Genomic DNA, 17,325 nt, shown 5'->3' with positions numbered 1-17,325 from the left:
GGACGCTGTGAGCTTTTAGCCTGGCTTTACAGCGCACCTGGCCGCGTTTGAACGCAGCGAACCAAGGTCGGACATCGCCGCGCAGGACACCTTGCCTGCCGCGTTGCTCGAGAAGCTGAGTTTTACGGCCGGGGGACGTCCCGTACCTGGCAAGCCGGACTGAACGGCCTTGCTGCCGCCGCCTGAGGAGAGAATTAGAAATGACCTTCGTCGTCACCGACAACTGCATCAAGTGCAAGTACACCGACTGCGTAGAAGTCTGTCCGGTGGACTGCTTTTACGAAGGCCCGAACTTCCTGGTGATTCACCCGGACGAGTGCATCGACTGCGCCCTGTGCGAGCCTGAGTGCCCTGCGAATGCGATCTTCTCGGAAGACGAGATTCCGGCCGGCATGGAGAATTTCATTCAGCTGAACGCAGAGCTGGCCGACGTCTGGCCCAACATCACGGAACGCAAAGACGCGCTGCCGGATGCGGCGCAGTGGGATGGCAAGACCGGTAAGATCGCCGATCTGGAGCGCTAAGCGCTTGCTGATAAAAAAGGCCCTACGGGGCCTTTTTTTCATGGGGCTCTGATACAGCCTCACTTTTCTACAGACGAAAAAAGGGGCGGTATGACCCGCCCACATTTTTTCCATAATCCCTTCAATCCTTGTTCATCATCCTGATGAATCGCATCCTGCGATGTCCTCGAGCAGTCTTCCTTGACCGCCTGTACCAATCCGTCGGTACAGGACTGATATTAGTGATTTAAACGATGAGGGCAAGGGCTGAGAGTTTTCAGGAAAATTCACCCGCTGGCCGACGATAGTTTTAAATTGATAATTAAATCAATGAGATAACCATCGGCTTTCACCTGACGGAGACATCATCCGCTAAAGAAGAGACGATAACTCACATAACGTGTAAGAAACGGCTTACAGCCTGAGTAAGCATCACTTACCCGATTGTGAAAATGATCGTTTCTCTCGCAAGAAGCTGTCACAGGCAGTCCATCAAACCTACATTCAATCGACATAAAAAAAGCCCCGACGCGTCGGGGCTTTCGTATTGCTTGATGTAACTTGCGCCAACCCTCTGCGCCTTATTGAAAGAGTGACTCGCTGGATAAACCATTCTTCTCGAGAATCTCGCGAAGGCGTTTCAGCCCTTCCACTTGAATCTGCCTGACACGCTCACGGGTGAGGCCGATTTCCAGCCCGACGTCTTCAAGGGTGCTGCTTTCATGCCCGCGCAATCCGAAGCGACGGACAACGACTTCACGCTGTTTGTCGGTCAGCTCGGAGAGCCATTGATCGATGCTCTGGGACAGATCATCGTCCTGAAGCAGCTCACATGGATCGGTAGGACGATCGTCGGTCAGCGTGTCGAGCAGCGTTTTGTCCGAATCAGGACCCAGCGACACGTCCACCGAAGACACGCGCTCGTTAAGGCCGAGCATGCGCTTGACCTCACCGACCGGCTTCTCCAGCAGGTTGGCGATTTCTTCGGGAGAGGGTTCGTGGTCCAGCTTTTGCGTCAACTCCCGCGCGGCGCGCAGATAGACATTGAGCTCTTTGACCACATGAATCGGGAGGCGGATCGTGCGCGTCTGATTCATGATCGCGCGTTCAATGGTCTGACGAATCCACCAGGTGGCGTAGGTCGAGAACCGGAATCCGCGCTCTGGATCGAATTTTTCGACCGCTCGAATCAGGCCCAGATTGCCTTCCTCGATCAGGTCCAGCAATGACAGACCACGATTGACATAGCGTCTGGCGATTTTCACGACCAGCCGCAGATTGCTCTCAATCATGCGTTTGCGCCCAGCCGGATCGCCGCTTTGCGACAGTCGCGCAAAGTGAACTTCTTCTTCCGGGGAGAGCAGGGGAGAAAAGCCGATTTCATTGAGATACAGCTGCGTAGCATCCAGTGCACGCGTGTAATCAATGTACTTATGCTGTTTGAGCGCTGCAGAGTTTTTGGGTTTTGCACGGACAGAAGGTGTAGCTGGCTTCTCATCCGTTGCAGAATCCAGGACGATTACGGGCACCATCAGGAGCACCTCGTCGTCTATGTCAAACTCCGGCACTTCTTTGCTGAGAGCCATTGTTATAGTCCTTTGGTGAGTTCGACCTCAAGCTCCAGTGACGCCTTCTTCCATGGCAACACTTGAGCCTGTCCCCTCTACGCAGGAACAGGCTGACAACCGATCAGCGACGTGGCAAAAATTCCAGTGGATCTACAGGTTTACCCTGGCGGCGAATCTCGAAATGCAGTTTCACCCGGTCCGTTCCCGTGGAGCCCATCTCGGCAATACTTTGCCCTGCCTTGACCTGTTGTCCCTCCCGAACCAAGAGCCGACGGTTATGTCCGTATGCACTGACGTAGGTATCGCTGTGTTTGATGATGACCAACTCGCCGTAGCCCCTTAATCCACTCCCGGCGTATACCACGGTCCCATCAGACGCGGCCAAAACAGGCTGTCCCAAATCACCAGCGATATCAATTCCTTTATTCAAACTACCGTTTGAAGAGAACTTGCTGATCAAAACGCCGCTTGTCGGCCATGTCCAGCCGCTTGGCGAGCGGGCGCCGGTGACTACGGTTGTGTTGACCGGCGTGGTCGTCGAGTTGCTTGTCGGCGGTGGCGTCGTCGCGGCAACAGCGCCTACCGGCCTTGAAATGACGGTGGTTTTCAGCGATCCGGAAGGCGATGACGAACTGCTCGTCGTGGTCTGCGGAACGCCTGCCGAGCCAGCGGCCACTGCCGTGGACGGCGAGCTGGCGCGCCCGTCAAAGCGGATTGTCTGACCGACATGAATGGTGAAGGGCTCTGGAATGCTGTTGCGTGCGGCCAGCGCTTTCCAGTCCCAGCCGTAACGGAATGCAATGGAAAAAAGCGTGTCACCGCGCTTCACGACGTACTGACCGGTGGTGACCGGCTGACGCGTCGGCACCGTCGATTTGCCGTTACGGTCGACAACGCGCACGCCGCCTGATGGCGTGCTGGAGCAGCCGACCAGAAGGATACTCAGGGCAACTCCAATCACCAGACGCTGAAAACTTGTTGAAGAACTACGCTGCCGAATGACTGTGAGACTCACCCGCCACTCCCTTTACCGGTGACTGAAGAAGAAACTGCCCTGGGTCGTGAAAAGACCAGGCAGCCATGAAAAATATGGTGTGAAACAGCGCTGCGGCAGTTGACCGAAGCAGCGTTGCAAAACGCCAGCCTGTAGACCGGCTGCGTCTTGTGGAATTCATTGCCGCCGCAAAATAGCGCTTAAGCCAGCGGTCCGTTGAGCAACGGGACGAAACGAACGGCGCCCAGCACATGCCGGGAGAAGCCGTTTTCTTCGCGGATGATCAACATCAGTTGCTGTACTTCACCCGAACCCACCGGAATCACCAGGCGACCGCCGGGTGCCAGTTGGTCCAGCAAGGCCTGAGGCACGTCGGTGGCCACGGCGGTGACGATGATGCCGTTGTAGGGCGCGAGCGCCGGCCAGCCTTCCCAGCCATCGCCCCAACGAAACACCATGTTGCGCAGGTTCAGCTCGACGAGGCGTTCCTTGGCGCGATCCTGCAGCACCTTGATGCGCTCAACGGAGAACACACGCTCCACCAGTTGCGCCAGCACGGCGGTCTGATAGCCCGAGCCGGTGCCGATCTCCAGCACCTTGTCCAGCGGACCCGCCGCCAGCAGCAGCTCGCTCATGCGCGCCACCATGTAAGGCTGGGAGATCGTCTGGTTGTTGCCGATCGGCAGCGCGGTGTCTTCGTAGGCGCGGTGCGCCAGGGCTTCGTCAACGAACAGGTGCCGTGGCGTCTTGCGAATGACGTCCAGCACCTGGGTGTTGGCGATGCCTTCTTCGCACAACCGTTGAATCAGGCGCTCGCGGGTACGCTGGGAAGTCATCCCCACGCCACGTCGTAACAGATCATCTTGCTCACGCGACATCAGGCCATTCCCTCCAGCCATGCGTTCAGGCTGTTGAAACCGTCCTGATAGGTACGATCCAGCTGCAACGGGGTGATCGACACGTAACCCTGCATCACCGCGTGGAAATCGGTGCCCGGCCCGCCGTCTTCGGCATCTCCGGCAGCAGCAATCCAGTAACCGGCCTTTCCGCGCGGGTCGACCACGCGCACGGGCGCCGCCGCACGGGTGCGATGGCCAAGACGGGTCAGCTGGATACCGCGCACGTTTGCCAACGGAAGGTTAGGGATATTCACATTCAATACGGTACGGGGTGGAAGGTCGAGGCGTTCGTGAGCTTCGACCAGAAGCCGGGCAAAGTGCGCAGCGGTTGCCAGGTTATCGACCTGACGTGACAAAAATGAAAAGGCAAATGACGGGCGTTGCAGAAAACGGCCTTCCAGGGCCGCAGCGACGGTGCCTGAATAGAGCACATCGTCACCCAGATTGGCCCCCAGGTTGATGCCCGAAACGACCATGTCCGGCTCATCGGGCAGCAGGCCGTTGAGTCCGAGGTGGACGCAATCGATGGGCGTGCCGTTGAGGCTGATGAAACCGTTGTCCAGGGTGTGCGGGTGCAACGGCCGGTCCAGCGTCAGCGAACTGCTCGCGCCGCTTTTGTCTTGATCGGGTGCAATCACGACGCACTCGGCGTACCCGGCCAGCGCGCGATGCAGCGCAGCAAGCCCGGGGGCCATAACCCCGTCATCATTTGAAATCAGAATACGCATGAGCTGTCCGTCTGCCCTGCTGGCGCGAGATCGACGAGTTCGCGCACCAATGCGGTGGCGAAGCATCCGGCCGGCAGGACGAATTCCAGTTGCAGAATGTCAGGCTCGGGATAATGCCACGTCAACCGCCCGATGGGCAGTCGCAGGATGCGCCGTTCATGCTCCATTCCCGCTTTTATCAACCAGTTACAGAGCGACGCCTCGCGCGCCGCGATGCTGTTTTCAAGCTCGGCGGTAGCGCCGGACGCCGGGGAACCGCCCTCGCCCCATTGCGGCCCTGTCGGGTGAAGATCAAGGATCGCCAGCCGAGGGTCGCTGCACTCGGCTTCCCCTGCGGGGAAAAAGCTGCGGCTGTCGGTGAACGCCAGCAGATCGCCCACTTGCGCCTTTTGCCAGCTGCCATCGGCCACCCGCGCGGCCAGGACCTGATTGAACAGGTAGCTGCGGGCGGTAGAGAGCAACCGAGAGCGCACATTGCGCTGCTCGGGCAGGGCCTGACGCTCGGCGTAGTGCCGGGCTTCACCAAGGTTCCCGCCTTCATGGCCGAAACGCTGGGCGCCGAAATAGTTGGGGATGCCGCGTTGTTTGATCGATTCAAGACGCGCGTCGAGCCCGGACTTGTCGGCCTGCAATTGCGTCAGACGCAACGTGAAGCCATTGGCCGCGTGGGCGCCCCGTTGCAACTTGCGCTTGTGGCGTTTGCTGTCGAGAATTTTCAGGGAATCGTTTTCAGCCGCTGACATGTCCGGATCGGCCTTGCCCGGCAGCTGAATGCTGAACCACTGGCGAGTCAACGCTTGACGATCCTTCAAACCGGCGTAGGCGACGGTTCGCAACGGCACGCCGGCCGCCTTGGCCAGACGCCGGGCGGCTTCCTCGGTGTTCAGGCCGCGTTTTTCGACCCACAACCACAAGTGCTCGCCATCCCCGGAAAGCGGGATATCGAGGACTTCATCAACCTGAAAATCTTCGGCGGTAGCCTTCAGTACGGCAGTACCCAACGCGTCGCCGTAGGCGCTCGGGCCCAGAAGTTCGAGCTCGGTCATGCGCTGATCAACAACGCAACGGCGTGCACGGCGATGCCTTCTTCACGGCCGGTGAAGCCCAGCTTTTCAGTGGTGGTGGCCTTGACGTTGACCTGTTCGATGTCGACCTGGAGGTCTTCGGCAATCAAGGCACGCATCCTTTCGATGTGCGGCGCCATCTTCGGCGCCTGGGCAACGATGGTCGCGTCGACGTTGCCGACCTTCCAACCCTTTGCCTGCACTTGCTTGAGCACGTGACGAAGCAGAACCCGGCTGTCGGCTCCCTTGAATTGCGGATCGGTGTCCGGGAAGTGCTTGCCGATGTCGCCCAGCGCTGCAGCACCCAACAGGGCATCGCTCAGCGCATGCAGCACTACATCGCCATCGGAATGCGCGAGCAAACCCGACGTGTGCGCAATCCGCACGCCGCCCAAGGTAATGAAATCGCCTTCAGCGAAACGGTGCACATCGTAGCCGTGGCCAATACGCATAAAAAAACGCCCTGAAAAAGTCAGGGCGTGATTCTACCTACTTTGACCGGGATTAGGGTCGGCCCGCGCTCAATTGCCCGAGACGCTGCAATTGAGCGCGAGGACTTCAGCCGGCCAGGGCTCGGGCGTGATGGCGCAAGTGATCTTCGATGAAGCTGGCGATGAAGTAATAGCTGTGGTCGTACCCCGGCTGCATGCGCAACTCCAGAGGATGACCCGCCGCCTTCGCCGCCTGAACCAGCGATTCTGGCTTGAGCTGATTGCCGAGGAAGTCGTCGCGATCGCCTTGGTCCACCAGCAGCGGCAAGCGCTCGGTGGCCTCGGCGATGAGCACGCTGGCGTCCCACTCACGCCAGCGCGAACGGTCTTCGCCCAGGTAGCGCGAAAAGGCTTTCTGCCCCCACGGGCAATCCATCGGGTTGCAGATGGGCGAGAACGCCGACACCGATTTATAGCGGCCCGGATTGCGCAACGCGCCGACCAGTGCGCCATGGCCGCCCATGGAATGCCCGCTGATGCTGCGTTTGTCCGAGGCCGGGAAGTGCGCCTCGATCAACGCGGGCAGCTCGCTGATCACGTAATCGTACATGCGGTAGTGCCGCGCCCACGGTTGCTCGGTGGCATTCAGATAAAAGCCGGCGCCCAGGCCGAAGTCGTAGGCGTTGTCGGGATCATCCGGCACGTCGGCGCCGCGCGGGCTGGTGTCAGGCGCCACGATGATAAGCCCCAGGTCCGCCGCCACGCGCAGCGCACCGGCCTTCTGCATGAAGTTCTCATCGGTGCAGGTCAATCCCGACAACCAATAGACCACCGGCAGCTTGCCGCCCTGCTCCGCCTGGGGAGGGAGATATACCGCGAACACCATGTCGCAGCCGAGCACGTCGGAGTGATGTTTGTAACGTTTGTGCCAGCCGCCGAAGCTTTTCTGGCACGAGATATTTTCAAGACTCATGGGGATCTCCGAGCGGCAAGCTTCAAGCTTCTCGCGGCAAGAGGGCATGACACGCACCTCTTGCCGCTTACAGCGTGTAGCTTGCCGCTGCTTCCTAGAAATGAATGACCGTACGGATGCTTTTGCCTTCGTGCATCAGGTCAAAGGCTTCGTTGATCCGGTCCAGGCCCATGGTGTGGGTGATGAAGGTGTCCAGCGGGATCTCGCCAGCCTGTGCTTTTTCGACGTAGCTTGGCAGTTCGGTGCGGCCTTTAACGCCGCCGAAGGCCGAACCGCGCCAGACGCGACCGGTCACCAGTTGAAACGGACGCGTGGAGATTTCCTGACCAGCCCCGGCGACGCCGATGATCACTGATTCGCCCCAGCCCTTGTGGCACGATTCCAGTGCCGCGCGCATCAGGTTCACGTTGCCTACGCACTCGAAGCTGTAGTCGACACCACCGTCGGTCATTTCGACAATTACTTCCTGAATCGGCTTGTCGTGGTCTTTCGGATTGACGAACTCGGTCGCACCCAGTTCACGGGCCACGTCGAATTTGGACGGGTTGATGTCAACCGCAATGATGCGGGAGGCCTTGGCCATTTTTGCGCCGATGATCGCCGCCAGGCCAATACCGCCCAACCCGAAGACCGCAACGGTGGCGCCCTCCTCGACCTTCGCCGTGTTCAGGACCGCTCCGATGCCGGTGGTCACGCCGCACCCCAGCAGGCAGACCTTCTCCAGAGGCGCTTCCTTGGGGATTTTCGCCAAGGAGATTTCCGGGACCACGGTGTATTCGGAGAACGTCGAGCAGCCCATGTAGTGATAGATCGGCTGGCCGTTGTAGCTGAAGCGGGTGGTGCCGTCGGGCATCAGCCCCTTGCCCTGGGTGGCGCGGACTTTCTGGCAGAGGTTGGTTTTGCCGGATTTGCAGAATTTGCACTCGCGGCATTCGGCGGTGTACAGCGGAATAACGTGGTCGCCCACCGCGAGGGAGGTCACGCCTTCGCCGATGGCTTCAACGACGCCACCGCCTTCGTGCCCGAGGATGCACGGGAAGACGCCTTCGGAATCAGCACCGGACAGGGTGTAGGCATCGGTGTGACAAACGCCGGATGCGACGGTACGAATCAACACTTCGCCGGCTTTCGGGGCCTCAACGTCCACTTCGACGATCTGCAGTGGTTCATTGGGCGCGAAGGCAACGGCAGCACGTGACTTGATCATCATGGTCTCCAGCTAAATAAATACGAGCCCGAAGTGTAATACAGTGCTGACTGATGAATAATCCGCCTGAAAGCAAAACATTAATGCTGTGCAGGGACAATCGATGCAGATCAATCGCTGGGCAGGTCTGGATGAGTTCGTGGCCGTCGCCGAGTGCGGGCAGTTCACTGCAGCGGCGGACCGACTCGGCGTCTCGTCGTCGCACATCAGTCGCCAGATCGCGCGACTGGAAGAGCGTTTGCAGACGCGACTGCTGTATCGCAGTACCCGGAAGGTCGCACTGACCGAAGCCGGTCAGACGTTTCTGCATCACTGCCAGCGTTTGCAGGACGGACGAGAAGAAGCGCTGCGTGCGGTCACGGACCTGACCAGCGAGCCGAAGGGACTGCTGCGAATGACCTGCGCCGTGGCATACGGCGAGAGGTTCATCGCACCGCTGGTGACACGCTTCATGGAGGAATACCCGCAACTGCGCGTGGACATCGAGCTGACCAACAACACGCTGGACCTGGTGCACGAAGGCCTGGACCTGGCGATCCGGCTGGGTCGCTTGCAGGAGTCACGATTGATGGCCGCCCGACTGGCGCCACGCAAAATGTACCTGTGCGCCTCACCCGCCTATCTCGAACGGTACGGCCGTCCCCACAGCGTGTCGGAACTGGCGCGACACAACTGCCTGATCGGCAGCTCGGACAGTTGGCTGTTGCAACAAAACGGGCGGGAGTTTTCCCAGCGGGTGCAAGGCAACTGGCGCTGCAACAGTGGGCAGGCTGTGCTGGATGCGGCGTTGCGCGGGGTCGGGCTGTGTCAGCTCCCGGATTACTACGTGCTGGAGCATCTCAAGCGCGGCGCGCTGGTGTCGTTACTGGATGGCCATCAGCCGCCGAACACCGCCGTCTGGGCGCTTTACCCGCAGCAACGGCATCTGTCGCCCAAGGTGAGAAAGCTGGTGGATTATCTGAAGGCGGGATTGGCGTCGCGGGATGAGTACAGTCATCATGCCGATCCTTTGTAGGAGCGCGCTTGCCCGCGAATGCAGAGTGTCAGGCTGCAACGACGGTGCAGACATATCGCGTTGATGGGCAAGCGCGCTCCTACACAAGCAAAATCAGCGAATGTATCCGCCTTCATTGCAAACAGATCAGCCGTTGAATTCCACACGCCGCTGACGCAGCCATTCGAGGTCTTCCGGGCGGGTAACCTTGATGTTGTCCGCGCGCCCCTCAATCAGGCGCGGCGATTGCCCGGCCCATTCGATAGCCGACGCTTCATCGGTGATCGCCACGTTCGACACCAGACTGTCCGCCAGCGCCCGGTGCAGCGCGCCCAGACGAAACATCTGCGGCGTATAGGCCTGCCAGATAAGGCTGCGATCAACGGTCTCGGTCACGCGGCCATTGGCGTCCGCACGCTTAAGGGTGTCTTTCGCTGGCACCGCCAGCAAGCCCCCAACCGGATCATCCGCCAGTTCACCCAGCAAGGTGTCGAGATCCGAACGCGCCAGATTCGGGCGGGCCGCGTCATGCACCAACACCCAATCGTTGTCATCGGCGCCGTTGGCGTGCAGGTGCAGCAGCGCATTGAGCACCGAGTCCGCCCGCTCTCTGCCGCCCGCGACCTGCTGGATACGGGAATCCAGGGCGCAAGGCAACGTAGGCCAATAAGGGTCATCCACAGCCAGACTGACCACCAGGCCCTTGAGCCGGGGATGATCGAGAAAGCAAAGCAGGCTGTGTTCAAGAATCGTGAGGCCGCCCAGTTGCAGGTACTGCTTGGGACGGTCTGCCGCCATGCGCGCGCCAACGCCCGCTGCGGGAATCACTGCCCAGAAGGCAGGAAGGGATTGAGTCATTACGCCAACGTCACTGTGCCAACTGATAAAGGGTTTCGCCGTCCTTGACCATGCCCAATTCGTGACGGGCACGCTCTTCAACGGTTTCGAGGCCTTTTTTCAGCTCCAGCACTTCCGCATCCAGGACTCGATTACGCTCCAGCAGAGCATCGTTTTCGGCGTGTTGATCGGCGATTTGCTGAGTCAGACTGGCCACCTGCGCGAGACTGCCGTTACCTACCCATAGGCGATACTGCAAGCCAGCGAGCATCAAAAGCAGAACGAGGAACAACCAGTTAGGACTGCGCATTGTGAATATCTGTTACCCGGCGAATAAAGACAGCAAAACCGACCATTTCAAATGCCCATAAGCCCGGTGGTCACCGGGCTCATGGATCAGGACGACAAGAGAAGTCACGCTTCAGTGACTTCTCCTACAACGCCTGCTGCCTTTTTACCATCTTTGCAATCAGCCGCGAAACTCGCCGCGACCACGGTACACCGCCTTCGCGCCCAGTTGCTCTTCGATACGCAGCAGCTGGTTGTACTTGGCGATACGGTCGGAACGGCTCAATGAACCGGTCTTGATCTGGCCAGCGGCGGTGCCCACGGCCAGGTCGGCAATGGTGGAGTCTTCGGTTTCACCGGAACGGTGCGAGATCACGGCGGTGTAACCCGCAGCTTTGGCCATCTGGATCGCTTCCAGCGTTTCGGTGAGCGTGCCGATCTGGTTGAACTTGATCAGGATCGAGTTACCGATCTTCTTGTCGATACCTTCTTTCAGGATCTTGGTGTTGGTCACGAACAGGTCGTCGCCCACCAGCTGGATCTTGTCGCCGATCTTGTCGGTAAGGACTTTCCAGCCATCCCAGTCCGACTCGTCCAGACCGTCTTCGATGGAGATGATCGGGTGCTTGCTGACCAGGTCGGCCAGGTAGTCGGCGAAACCGGCGGAGTCATACTCGCCTTCTTCGCTCAGCACGTACTTGCCGTTCTTGTAGAACTCGCTCGCTGCGCAGTCCAGCGCCAGGGTCACGTCGGTGCCCAGTTTGTAGCCAGCGTTGGCAACGGCTTCGGCGATGGCGTCCAGCGCGTCGGCGTTGGAGTTCAGGTTCGGCGCGAAGCCGCCCTCGTCACCCACGGCAGTGTTCAGGCCGCGCGCTTTCAACACCGCTTTGAGGTGGTGGAAAATCTCGGTGCCCCAGCGCAGGCCTTCGGAGAAGGTCTTGGCGCCCACCGGCTGAATCATGAATTCCTGGATGTCGATGTTGTTATCGGCGTGCTCGCCACCGTTGATGATGTTCATCATCGGGACCGGCATCGAGTAAACACCCGGCGTGCCGTTCAGGTTGGCGATGTGCGCGTACAGCGGCAGATCCTGATCCTGAGCGGCCGCTTTGGCAGCGGCGAGGGACACAGCGAGGATCGCGTTGGCGCCCAGGCTGGCTTTGTTTTCGGTGCCGTCCAGCTGGATCATCGCGTGATCGAGGGCTTTCTGGTCAACCGGGTCTTTGCCCAGCAGCAGGTCGCGGATAGGGCCATTGATGTTGGCCACGGCTTTCAGAACGCCCTTGCCCAGGTAACGGCTTTTGTCGCCATCACGCAGCTCAAGCGCTTCACGCGAGCCGGTGGAAGCACCGGACGGCGCGCAGGCGCTGCCGATGATGCCGTTGTCGAGGAGCACGTCTGCTTCCACGGTGGGATTGCCACGGGAGTCGAGAACTTCACGACCTTTGATGTCGACGATTTTTGCCATTGTTGTTAACACTCCAAGATTGACGAAAACGACGCAGCTGGGAAAACGATTCGGCGTCTCAGGGCTCTAGGACAACGGGCAGGCCCTGAAACGACAATTTTCCCGACCCTCTGGTCGGGAAAACAACGAACGGCACTCTACCGGAGGGCTCGGCGCCGGAGAAGCGGGTTTTACGCCGTTTCGATCGTCGGGAAGCTTTTAACGAGTTCGTCGAGGGCCTTGAGCTGGGCCAGAAACGGCTCCAGCTTGTCCAGACGCAGGGCGCAGGGACCGTCGCACTTGGCGTTGTCCGGATCCGGATGGGCTTCCAGAAACAGACCGGCCAGGCCCTGGCTCATCCCGGCCTTGGCCAGATCGGTGACCTGGGCGCGACGGCCACCGGCGGAGTCGGAGCGACCGCCCGGCATCTGCAAGGCGTGGGTCACATCGAAGAACACCGGGTATTCGAACGATTTCATGATGCCGAAACCGAGCATGTCGACGACCAGGTTGTTGTAACCGAAGCTCGAACCGCGCTCGCACAGGATCAACTGATCGTTGCCCGCTTCGACGCACTTGGCGAGGATGTGTTTCATCTCGTGGGGCGCGAGGAACTGGGCTTTCTTGATGTTGATCACGGCGCCGGTCTTGGCCATGGCCACGACCAGGTCGGTCTGACGGGACAGAAAGGCTGGCAACTGAATGATGTCGCAGACTTCCGCCACGGCAGCGGCCTGCTCAGGCTCGTGCACGTCGCTGATGATCGGCACGCCGAAGGCTTGCTTGATATCCTGGAAAATCCGCATGCCTTCTTCAAGGCCAGGGCCGCGATAGGAGGTCACGGACGAACGGTTGGCCTTGTCGAAGCTGGCCTTGAACACGTACGGAATGCCGAGCTTCTCGGTCACTCGTACGTATTCTTCACAGACCTGCATCGCCATGTCGCGCGACTCCAGGACGTTCATGCCGCCGAACAGAACCATGGGTTTGTCGTTGGCGATGTCGATCGAGCCGACGCGGATGATTTTCTGTGCCATGTGATGGATTCCCTATCAACCGTTCTTCTGGTGTTGAGCAAGCGCTGCCTTGACGAAACCACTGAACAACGGGTGGCCATCGCGCGGCGTAGAGGTGAACTCGGGGTGGAACTGGCAGGCCACAAACCACGGATGGTCCGGAGACTCGACCACTTCAACCAGCGCGCCGTCACCGGAACGACCGGAGATTTTCAGACCGGCCTCGACCAGTTGCGGCAGCAGATTGTTGTTCACTTCGTAACGGTGGCGATGGCGCTCGACGATGACGTCGTTGGCGTAGCAATCGTGCACCAGCGAACCCGGCTCCAGCAGACACTCCTGGGCGCCCAGACGCATGGTGCCGCCCAGGTCAGAGGTTTCGGTACGGGTTTCGACAGCACCGGTGGCGTCTTCCCATTCGGTGATCAGACCGACGACAGGGTGCTCGCTGGCGCGATCGAACTCGGTGGAGTTGGCGTCTTTCCAGCCCAGCACGTTACGTGCGAACTCGATGACCGCCACCTGCATACCCAGGCAGATGCCCAGATACGGAACCTTGTTCTCGCGAGCGAACTGCACCGCCGTGATCTTGCCCTCGACGCCGCGCAGACCAAAGCCGCCCGGGACGAGAATCGCGTCAACGCCTTCGAGCAAACCAGTGCCCTGATTCTCGATGTCTTCGGAATCGATGTAGCGCAGATTGACCTTGGTGCGATTGCTGATACCGGCGTGACTCATCGCTTCGATCAGCGACTTGTACGCATCCAGCAGCTCCATGTACTTGCCGACCATCGCGATGGTGACTTCGTGTTCCGGATTGAGCTTGGCGTCGACGACCTTTTCCCACTCGGACAGGTCGGCGCTGCCGCACTGCAGGCCGAAGCGCTCGACGACGAAGTCGTCAAGGCCCTGGGAATGCAGGATGCCCGGGATCTTGTAGATGGTGTCGGCGTCTTCGAGGGCGATGACCGCGCGCTCTTCAACGTTGGTGAACTGCGCGATCTTGCGGCGCGACGAGATGTCGATCGGGTGGTCGGAGCGGCAGACCAGTACGTCTGGCTGCAGGCCGATCGAACGGAGTTCCTTTACCGAATGCTGAGTCGGCTTGGTCTTGGTCTCGCCCGCGGTGGCGATGTACGGAACGAGGGTCAGGTGCATGAGCATGGCGCGCTTGGCGCCCACTTCGAAACGCAGCTGGCGGATCGCTTCGAGGAACGGTTGCGACTCGATATCGCCCACGGTCCCGCCGATTTCGACCATGGCGACGTCGGCATCGCCGGCGCCCTTGATGATGCGACGCTTGATTTCGTCGGTGATGTGCGGGATCACCTGAATGGTCGCGCCCAGATAATCACCACGGCGCTCTTTGCGCAGGACATGTTCGTACACACGGCCGGTGGTGAAGTTGTTGTTCTGGGTCATGGTGGTGCGAATGAAACGCTCGTAGTGACCCAAGTCCAGGTCAGTCTCGGCGCCGTCGTGGGTGACGAACACCTCACCGTGCTGGAACGGGCTCATGGTGCCGGGGTCGACGTTGATGTAGGGGTCCAGCTTGAGCATGGTGACCTTAAGTCCCCTCGCCTCCAGGATGGCCGCCAATGAAGCCGAGGCGATGCCTTTCCCCAATGAAGAAACAACACCGCCCGTGACGAAGATGTAGCGCGTCATGAAAAACCCTAGAAGTCTGCGTTAAAGCGGTCAGAGCCGCCGGGGAAAGCGAAGGAAGGCCGAAGCCCCCGACAACCTGCGTGTTTCACTGTGCATTTTCGAATCTGTCGCGCCCAAGTCAACGACCGGCCTTGAAAAGGTCTGTCCGTGGCTCGCCACATTTTTGAGAATCGCCCAGTAAAAACTGGCTGGTAATCGGCAACTTGCATCGTTCCGGAAGGATCGACATAAGCTGTATCAAGAAGGGAGCGTAGTCTACCGGAAACGACCATTCAGCTCAAACTTTGGTCATTCGTCGGTGGCAACCAGTGCAATCGCCAGTCGCCACGGGGGCTGGCGTCCAGTCCCGGGAGGTTTGCCACGGCCAATAACTGCTCGCCGCGGTACAACAGCGGCAATCGGCCGCGCAGAAACACCGGCACGCCCTTCTCATTGAGGAGCCGTTTGAGGTCTCGTCGGCCTCGGTCCGGCACATCGAAGGTTTCACCGCCCTGACGGTAATGCACATGCAGACCACCCGCGGGCGCGGCGCCGAGGATCTGCAGCATGCCGTTGCCCGGCAGCGTGAGAGGTTGCGAGGCCAGGGACCAGTGCTGCGAGCCGGCGACGTTTTTCAGCCAGATCCCCGATAGCCACCAGATGCGCCCTTCGGCACGGTGCATCTGACCGTCGGCCAGTCGCCAGATGGGGCGACCGTCCGGCCCGGCGTCGCGCAACGAGTCCCAGCCCACCCAGTGATCGGTGTCCGGCAATCGAGTGAGCGGCGCCAGCCAATGACGCAATGCGTTGCGCTGGCGGGCGGGTGACAGGGCTTCGAGCGGTGCGAGTTCAAGGGATGGCATATCCAGCCAGGGCCAGGGGCACGGCGTATCGGCGAGGGCGAGGTCCTGCACCGCCAGCTCGTCCAGCAGCTGCTGGGCTTCGGCCAGATGAGCGGCGCTGCGGGCCATGCTCGAGACCGCTTGCGGCCAGCGGGTCGTCACCAGTGGCAGCACATGGCTGCGCAGGTAGTTGCGCGAAAAGCGGCTGTCCTTGTTGCTCGGATCCTCGATCCAGCTCAGACCCTGCTCCCGGGCATAGGCCTCGAGGGTAGCGCGGGATTCGTCCAGCAGCGGCCGAAACAACTGTCCTGCGCCCAAAGGACGCTGCGCCGGCATGGCCGCCAGTCCGCGCACCCCGGCGCCGCGCAGCAGCCGGAACAGCAGCGTTTCAGCCTGATCGTCACGGTGCTGGGCAGTGAGCAGCACCTCGCCCGCCCCGAGGGTTGAGTTGAACGCGGCATAGCGAGCGTCGCGTGCCGCTTGCTCAAGGCTTGCGCCGGGGCGTACCTGGACGTCGATGACCTGCATCGGCACACCCAGAATCTGACACATCTGCCGGCAATGCACCGGCCACGAGGCCGCCACCGCTTGAAGGCCATGGTTGACGTGAACAGCGGTCAGAGGAGGAAGGGGGTGAACCCTGGCCAGTTCGGCCAGCAGGTGAAGCAGAACAGTGGAATCGAGCCCACCGGAGAATGCAACGCGCCAGGCGGCTGCAGCGCGCCAGGGTTCGAGGCGCGACAACAGACGTCTGGAGAGTGCGAGTGCGATGCTGTCCGGTTTGCTCATGCTGGTTAACCCTGCTTAAAGCTCGCCGGACCGGGAGACGTCACCGGGTTCGGTGACGCTCTTCATGCAGAACGGTCCGGTTAAAGGCCATAGCTCATCAGGCGGTCGTAACGGCGGGCCAACAGCGCGTCGTTATCGAATTTCTGGAGCATGCTCAGTTGGCTGCTCAGTTCTTCGCGGATCAATGCAGCGGCAGCGGCCGGGTCACGGTGCGCGCCACCCAGTGGCTCGTTGATGACCTTGTCAACGATGCCCAGTCCCTTCAAACGCTCGGCAGTGATGCCCATCGCTTCAGCAGCGTCCGGCGCTTTTTCTGCGGTTTTCCACAGGATGGACGCGCAGCCTTCCGGCGAGATCACCGCATAGGTCGAGTACTGCAGCATGTTCAGTTGATCGCACACGCCAATAGCCAGTGCGCCGCCCGAACCGCCTTCACCAATCACGGTGGCAATGATCGGGGTTTTCAATCGCGCCATGACACGCAGGTTCCAGGCGATGGCTTCGCTCTGGTTACGCTCTTCGGCGTCGATGCCCGGGTAAGCGCCTGGCGTATCGATGAAGGTCAGGATTGGCATCTTGAAGCGCTCGGCCATCTCCATCAGGCGGCAGGCCTTGCGGTAGCCTTCGGGACGCGGCATGCCGAAGTTGCGGCGAACCTTCTCGCGCACTTCGCGGCCCTTTTGATGACCGATCACCATCACCGGCTGGTCGTTCAGGCGGGCAATACCGCCGACGATGGCGGCGTCGTCGGAGAAGTGGCGATCACCATGCAACTCGTCGAACTCGGTGAAGATGTGTTGAATGTAGTCCAGCGTGTACGGACGACGCGGATGACGCGCCATGCGCGCGATCTGCCAACTGGTCAGGTTGCCGAAAATGCTTTCGGTGAGCGTATTGCTCTTCTCTTGCAGTCGAGAGATTTCGTCGCCGATGTTCAGCGAGTTGTCATTGCCTACCAGACGCAGCTCTTCAATCTTGGCTTGCAGGTCAGCGATCGGCTGTTCGAAATCCAGAAAATTCGGGTTCATAGGCATCCGTCTTGGGTCGACGGCCAAGAGGCCGGCCGGTTGATCCGATAAGCGCCATACCTTAATGGAG

Annotated in this window: 17 protein-coding genes; 2 read left to right on the top strand and 15 right to left on the bottom strand. The window is 60.2% G+C overall.

All coding sequences use genetic code 11. The features are described from left to right. The first annotated feature begins 200 nt into the window (after nt 1–200). Nucleotides 201–524, top strand: a complete 324-nt coding sequence (gene fdxA, locus EC919_RS07795; protein WP_065989796.1) for a ferredoxin FdxA — start codon at nt 201–203, stop codon at nt 522–524. Nucleotides 525–1,084: 560 nt separating this feature from the next. On the opposite strand, the gene rpoS is transcribed toward fdxA, so the two are convergent. From rpoS to EC919_RS07755, 8 genes are all read right to left on the bottom strand, one after another. Next, entirely contained in the window at nt 1,085–2,089 is a 1,005-nt protein-coding gene (rpoS, locus tag EC919_RS07790) for an RNA polymerase sigma factor RpoS (protein ID WP_133772768.1), read from the bottom strand. Nucleotides 2,090–2,192: 103 nt separating this feature from the next. Further along, nucleotides 2,193–3,086, bottom strand: coding sequence for a peptidoglycan DD-metalloendopeptidase family protein (locus EC919_RS07785; RefSeq protein ID WP_133772766.1), 894 nt, complete (start codon nt 3,084–3,086; stop codon nt 2,193–2,195). A 179-nt stretch (nt 3,087–3,265) separates the two neighbouring features. After that, entirely contained in the window at nt 3,266–3,901 is a 636-nt protein-coding gene (locus tag EC919_RS07780; RefSeq protein ID WP_172610991.1) for a protein-L-isoaspartate(D-aspartate) O-methyltransferase, read from the bottom strand. A gap of 41 nt (nt 3,902–3,942) precedes the next feature. Beyond that, a complete protein-coding gene (gene surE, locus EC919_RS07775; protein ID WP_133772764.1) occupies nt 3,943–4,692 on the bottom strand; it encodes a 5'/3'-nucleotidase SurE in 750 nt (249 codons plus the stop codon). Further along, nucleotides 4,680–5,738: a tRNA pseudouridine(13) synthase TruD gene (truD, locus tag EC919_RS07770; RefSeq protein ID WP_133772761.1), complete on the bottom strand. Its 1,059-nt coding sequence runs from the start codon at nt 5,736–5,738 to the stop codon at nt 4,680–4,682. The genes surE and truD overlap by 13 nt, the downstream gene beginning before the upstream one ends. Then, the gene (ispF, locus tag EC919_RS07765) at nt 5,735–6,208 is read right to left on the bottom strand and encodes a 2-C-methyl-D-erythritol 2,4-cyclodiphosphate synthase (protein WP_133772759.1); all 474 of its coding nucleotides are present in this window, start codon (nt 6,206–6,208) and stop codon (nt 5,735–5,737) included. Before ispF ends, truD begins: the two co-directional genes overlap by 4 nt. 106 nt (nt 6,209–6,314) lie before the next feature. Then, nucleotides 6,315–7,166: an S-formylglutathione hydrolase gene (fghA, locus tag EC919_RS07760; protein WP_208294965.1), complete on the bottom strand. Its 852-nt coding sequence runs from the start codon at nt 7,164–7,166 to the stop codon at nt 6,315–6,317. An 88-nt stretch (nt 7,167–7,254) separates the two neighbouring features. Continuing rightward, the gene (locus EC919_RS07755) at nt 7,255–8,367 is read right to left on the bottom strand and encodes an S-(hydroxymethyl)glutathione dehydrogenase/class III alcohol dehydrogenase (protein ID WP_122537380.1); all 1,113 of its coding nucleotides are present in this window, start codon (nt 8,365–8,367) and stop codon (nt 7,255–7,257) included. A gap of 109 nt (nt 8,368–8,476) precedes the next feature. On the opposite strand from EC919_RS07755, the gene EC919_RS07750 reads away from it, so the two are divergent. After that, nucleotides 8,477–9,382 (top strand): LysR substrate-binding domain-containing protein, encoded by a 906-nt coding sequence (locus tag EC919_RS07750; RefSeq protein WP_208294964.1) that lies wholly within the window; start codon nt 8,477–8,479, stop codon nt 9,380–9,382. Between the two features lie 126 nt (nt 9,383–9,508). Here the strand turns inward: EC919_RS07750 and ispD are convergent, their stop codons facing one another. The 7 genes from ispD to EC919_RS07715 form a co-directional block, all read right to left on the bottom strand. After that, nucleotides 9,509–10,219, bottom strand: a complete 711-nt coding sequence (gene ispD, locus EC919_RS07745; protein WP_133772753.1) for a 2-C-methyl-D-erythritol 4-phosphate cytidylyltransferase — start codon at nt 10,217–10,219, stop codon at nt 9,509–9,511. 10 nt (nt 10,220–10,229) lie between these two features. Beyond that, a complete protein-coding gene (gene ftsB, locus EC919_RS07740) occupies nt 10,230–10,508 on the bottom strand; it encodes a cell division protein FtsB (protein WP_037014212.1) in 279 nt (92 codons plus the stop codon). 159 nt (nt 10,509–10,667) lie between these two features. Continuing rightward, nucleotides 10,668–11,954, bottom strand: a complete 1,287-nt coding sequence (gene eno / locus EC919_RS07735; RefSeq protein ID WP_133772751.1) for a phosphopyruvate hydratase — start codon at nt 11,952–11,954, stop codon at nt 10,668–10,670. 170 nt (nt 11,955–12,124) lie between these two features. Continuing rightward, complete coding sequence (kdsA, locus tag EC919_RS07730; RefSeq protein WP_133772749.1) at nt 12,125–12,970, bottom strand: 3-deoxy-8-phosphooctulonate synthase; 846 nt, start codon at nt 12,968–12,970, stop codon at nt 12,125–12,127. 15 nt (nt 12,971–12,985) lie between these two features. Then, nucleotides 12,986–14,617 (bottom strand): CTP synthase, encoded by a 1,632-nt coding sequence (locus EC919_RS07725; RefSeq protein WP_133772747.1) that lies wholly within the window; start codon nt 14,615–14,617, stop codon nt 12,986–12,988. A 272-nt stretch (nt 14,618–14,889) separates the two neighbouring features. Then, nucleotides 14,890–16,227 carry a tRNA lysidine(34) synthetase TilS gene (tilS, locus tag EC919_RS07720; protein WP_133772745.1) on the bottom strand — a complete coding sequence of 446 codons (1,338 nt, stop codon included), beginning with the start codon at nt 16,225–16,227 and terminating at the stop codon, nt 14,890–14,892. Between the two features lie 80 nt (nt 16,228–16,307). Then, complete coding sequence (locus EC919_RS07715; RefSeq protein ID WP_065989826.1) at nt 16,308–17,255, bottom strand: acetyl-CoA carboxylase carboxyltransferase subunit alpha; 948 nt, start codon at nt 17,253–17,255, stop codon at nt 16,308–16,310. Nucleotides 17,256–17,325 lie beyond the last annotated feature (70 nt).

Source organism: Pseudomonas graminis (assembly GCF_004364335.1).
Lineage (GTDB): Bacteria > Pseudomonadota > Gammaproteobacteria > Pseudomonadales > Pseudomonadaceae > Aquipseudomonas > Aquipseudomonas graminis_D.
Note: the sequence above shows the minus strand (reverse complement) of the source record. Positions and strands in the feature narration are given on the sequence as shown.

What these genes read in the sequence shown, in the direction of transcription:
- EC919_RS07755 (WP_122537380.1), bottom strand. Translation starts at nt 8,367, where the DNA reads ATGATCAAGTCACGTGCTGCCGTTGCCTTCGCGCCCAATGAACCACTG.
- EC919_RS07780 (WP_172610991.1), bottom strand. Translation starts at nt 3,901, where the DNA reads ATGACTTCCCAGCGTACCCGCGAGCGCCTGATTCAACGGTTGTGCGAA.
- ftsB (WP_037014212.1), bottom strand. Translation starts at nt 10,508, where the DNA reads ATGCGCAGTCCTAACTGGTTGTTCCTCGTTCTGCTTTTGATGCTCGCT.
- tilS (WP_133772745.1), bottom strand. Translation starts at nt 16,227, where the DNA reads ATGAGCAAACCGGACAGCATCGCACTCGCACTCTCCAGACGTCTGTTG.
- EC919_RS07715 (WP_065989826.1), bottom strand. Translation starts at nt 17,255, where the DNA reads ATGAACCCGAATTTTCTGGATTTCGAACAGCCGATCGCTGACCTGCAA.
- eno (WP_133772751.1), bottom strand. Translation starts at nt 11,954, where the DNA reads ATGGCAAAAATCGTCGACATCAAAGGTCGTGAAGTTCTCGACTCCCGT.
- EC919_RS07725 (WP_133772747.1), bottom strand. Translation starts at nt 14,617, where the DNA reads ATGACGCGCTACATCTTCGTCACGGGCGGTGTTGTTTCTTCATTGGGG.
- ispD (WP_133772753.1), bottom strand. Translation starts at nt 10,219, where the DNA reads ATGACTCAATCCCTTCCTGCCTTCTGGGCAGTGATTCCCGCAGCGGGC.
- kdsA (WP_133772749.1), bottom strand. Translation starts at nt 12,970, where the DNA reads ATGGCACAGAAAATCATCCGCGTCGGCTCGATCGACATCGCCAACGAC.
- truD (WP_133772761.1), bottom strand. Translation starts at nt 5,738, where the DNA reads ATGACCGAGCTCGAACTTCTGGGCCCGAGCGCCTACGGCGACGCGTTG.
- surE (WP_133772764.1), bottom strand. Translation starts at nt 4,692, where the DNA reads ATGCGTATTCTGATTTCAAATGATGACGGGGTTATGGCCCCCGGGCTT.
- rpoS (WP_133772768.1), bottom strand. Translation starts at nt 2,089, where the DNA reads ATGGCTCTCAGCAAAGAAGTGCCGGAGTTTGACATAGACGACGAGGTG.
- ispF (WP_133772759.1), bottom strand. Translation starts at nt 6,208, where the DNA reads ATGCGTATTGGCCACGGCTACGATGTGCACCGTTTCGCTGAAGGCGAT.
- fdxA (WP_065989796.1), top strand. Translation starts at nt 201, where the DNA reads ATGACCTTCGTCGTCACCGACAACTGCATCAAGTGCAAGTACACCGAC.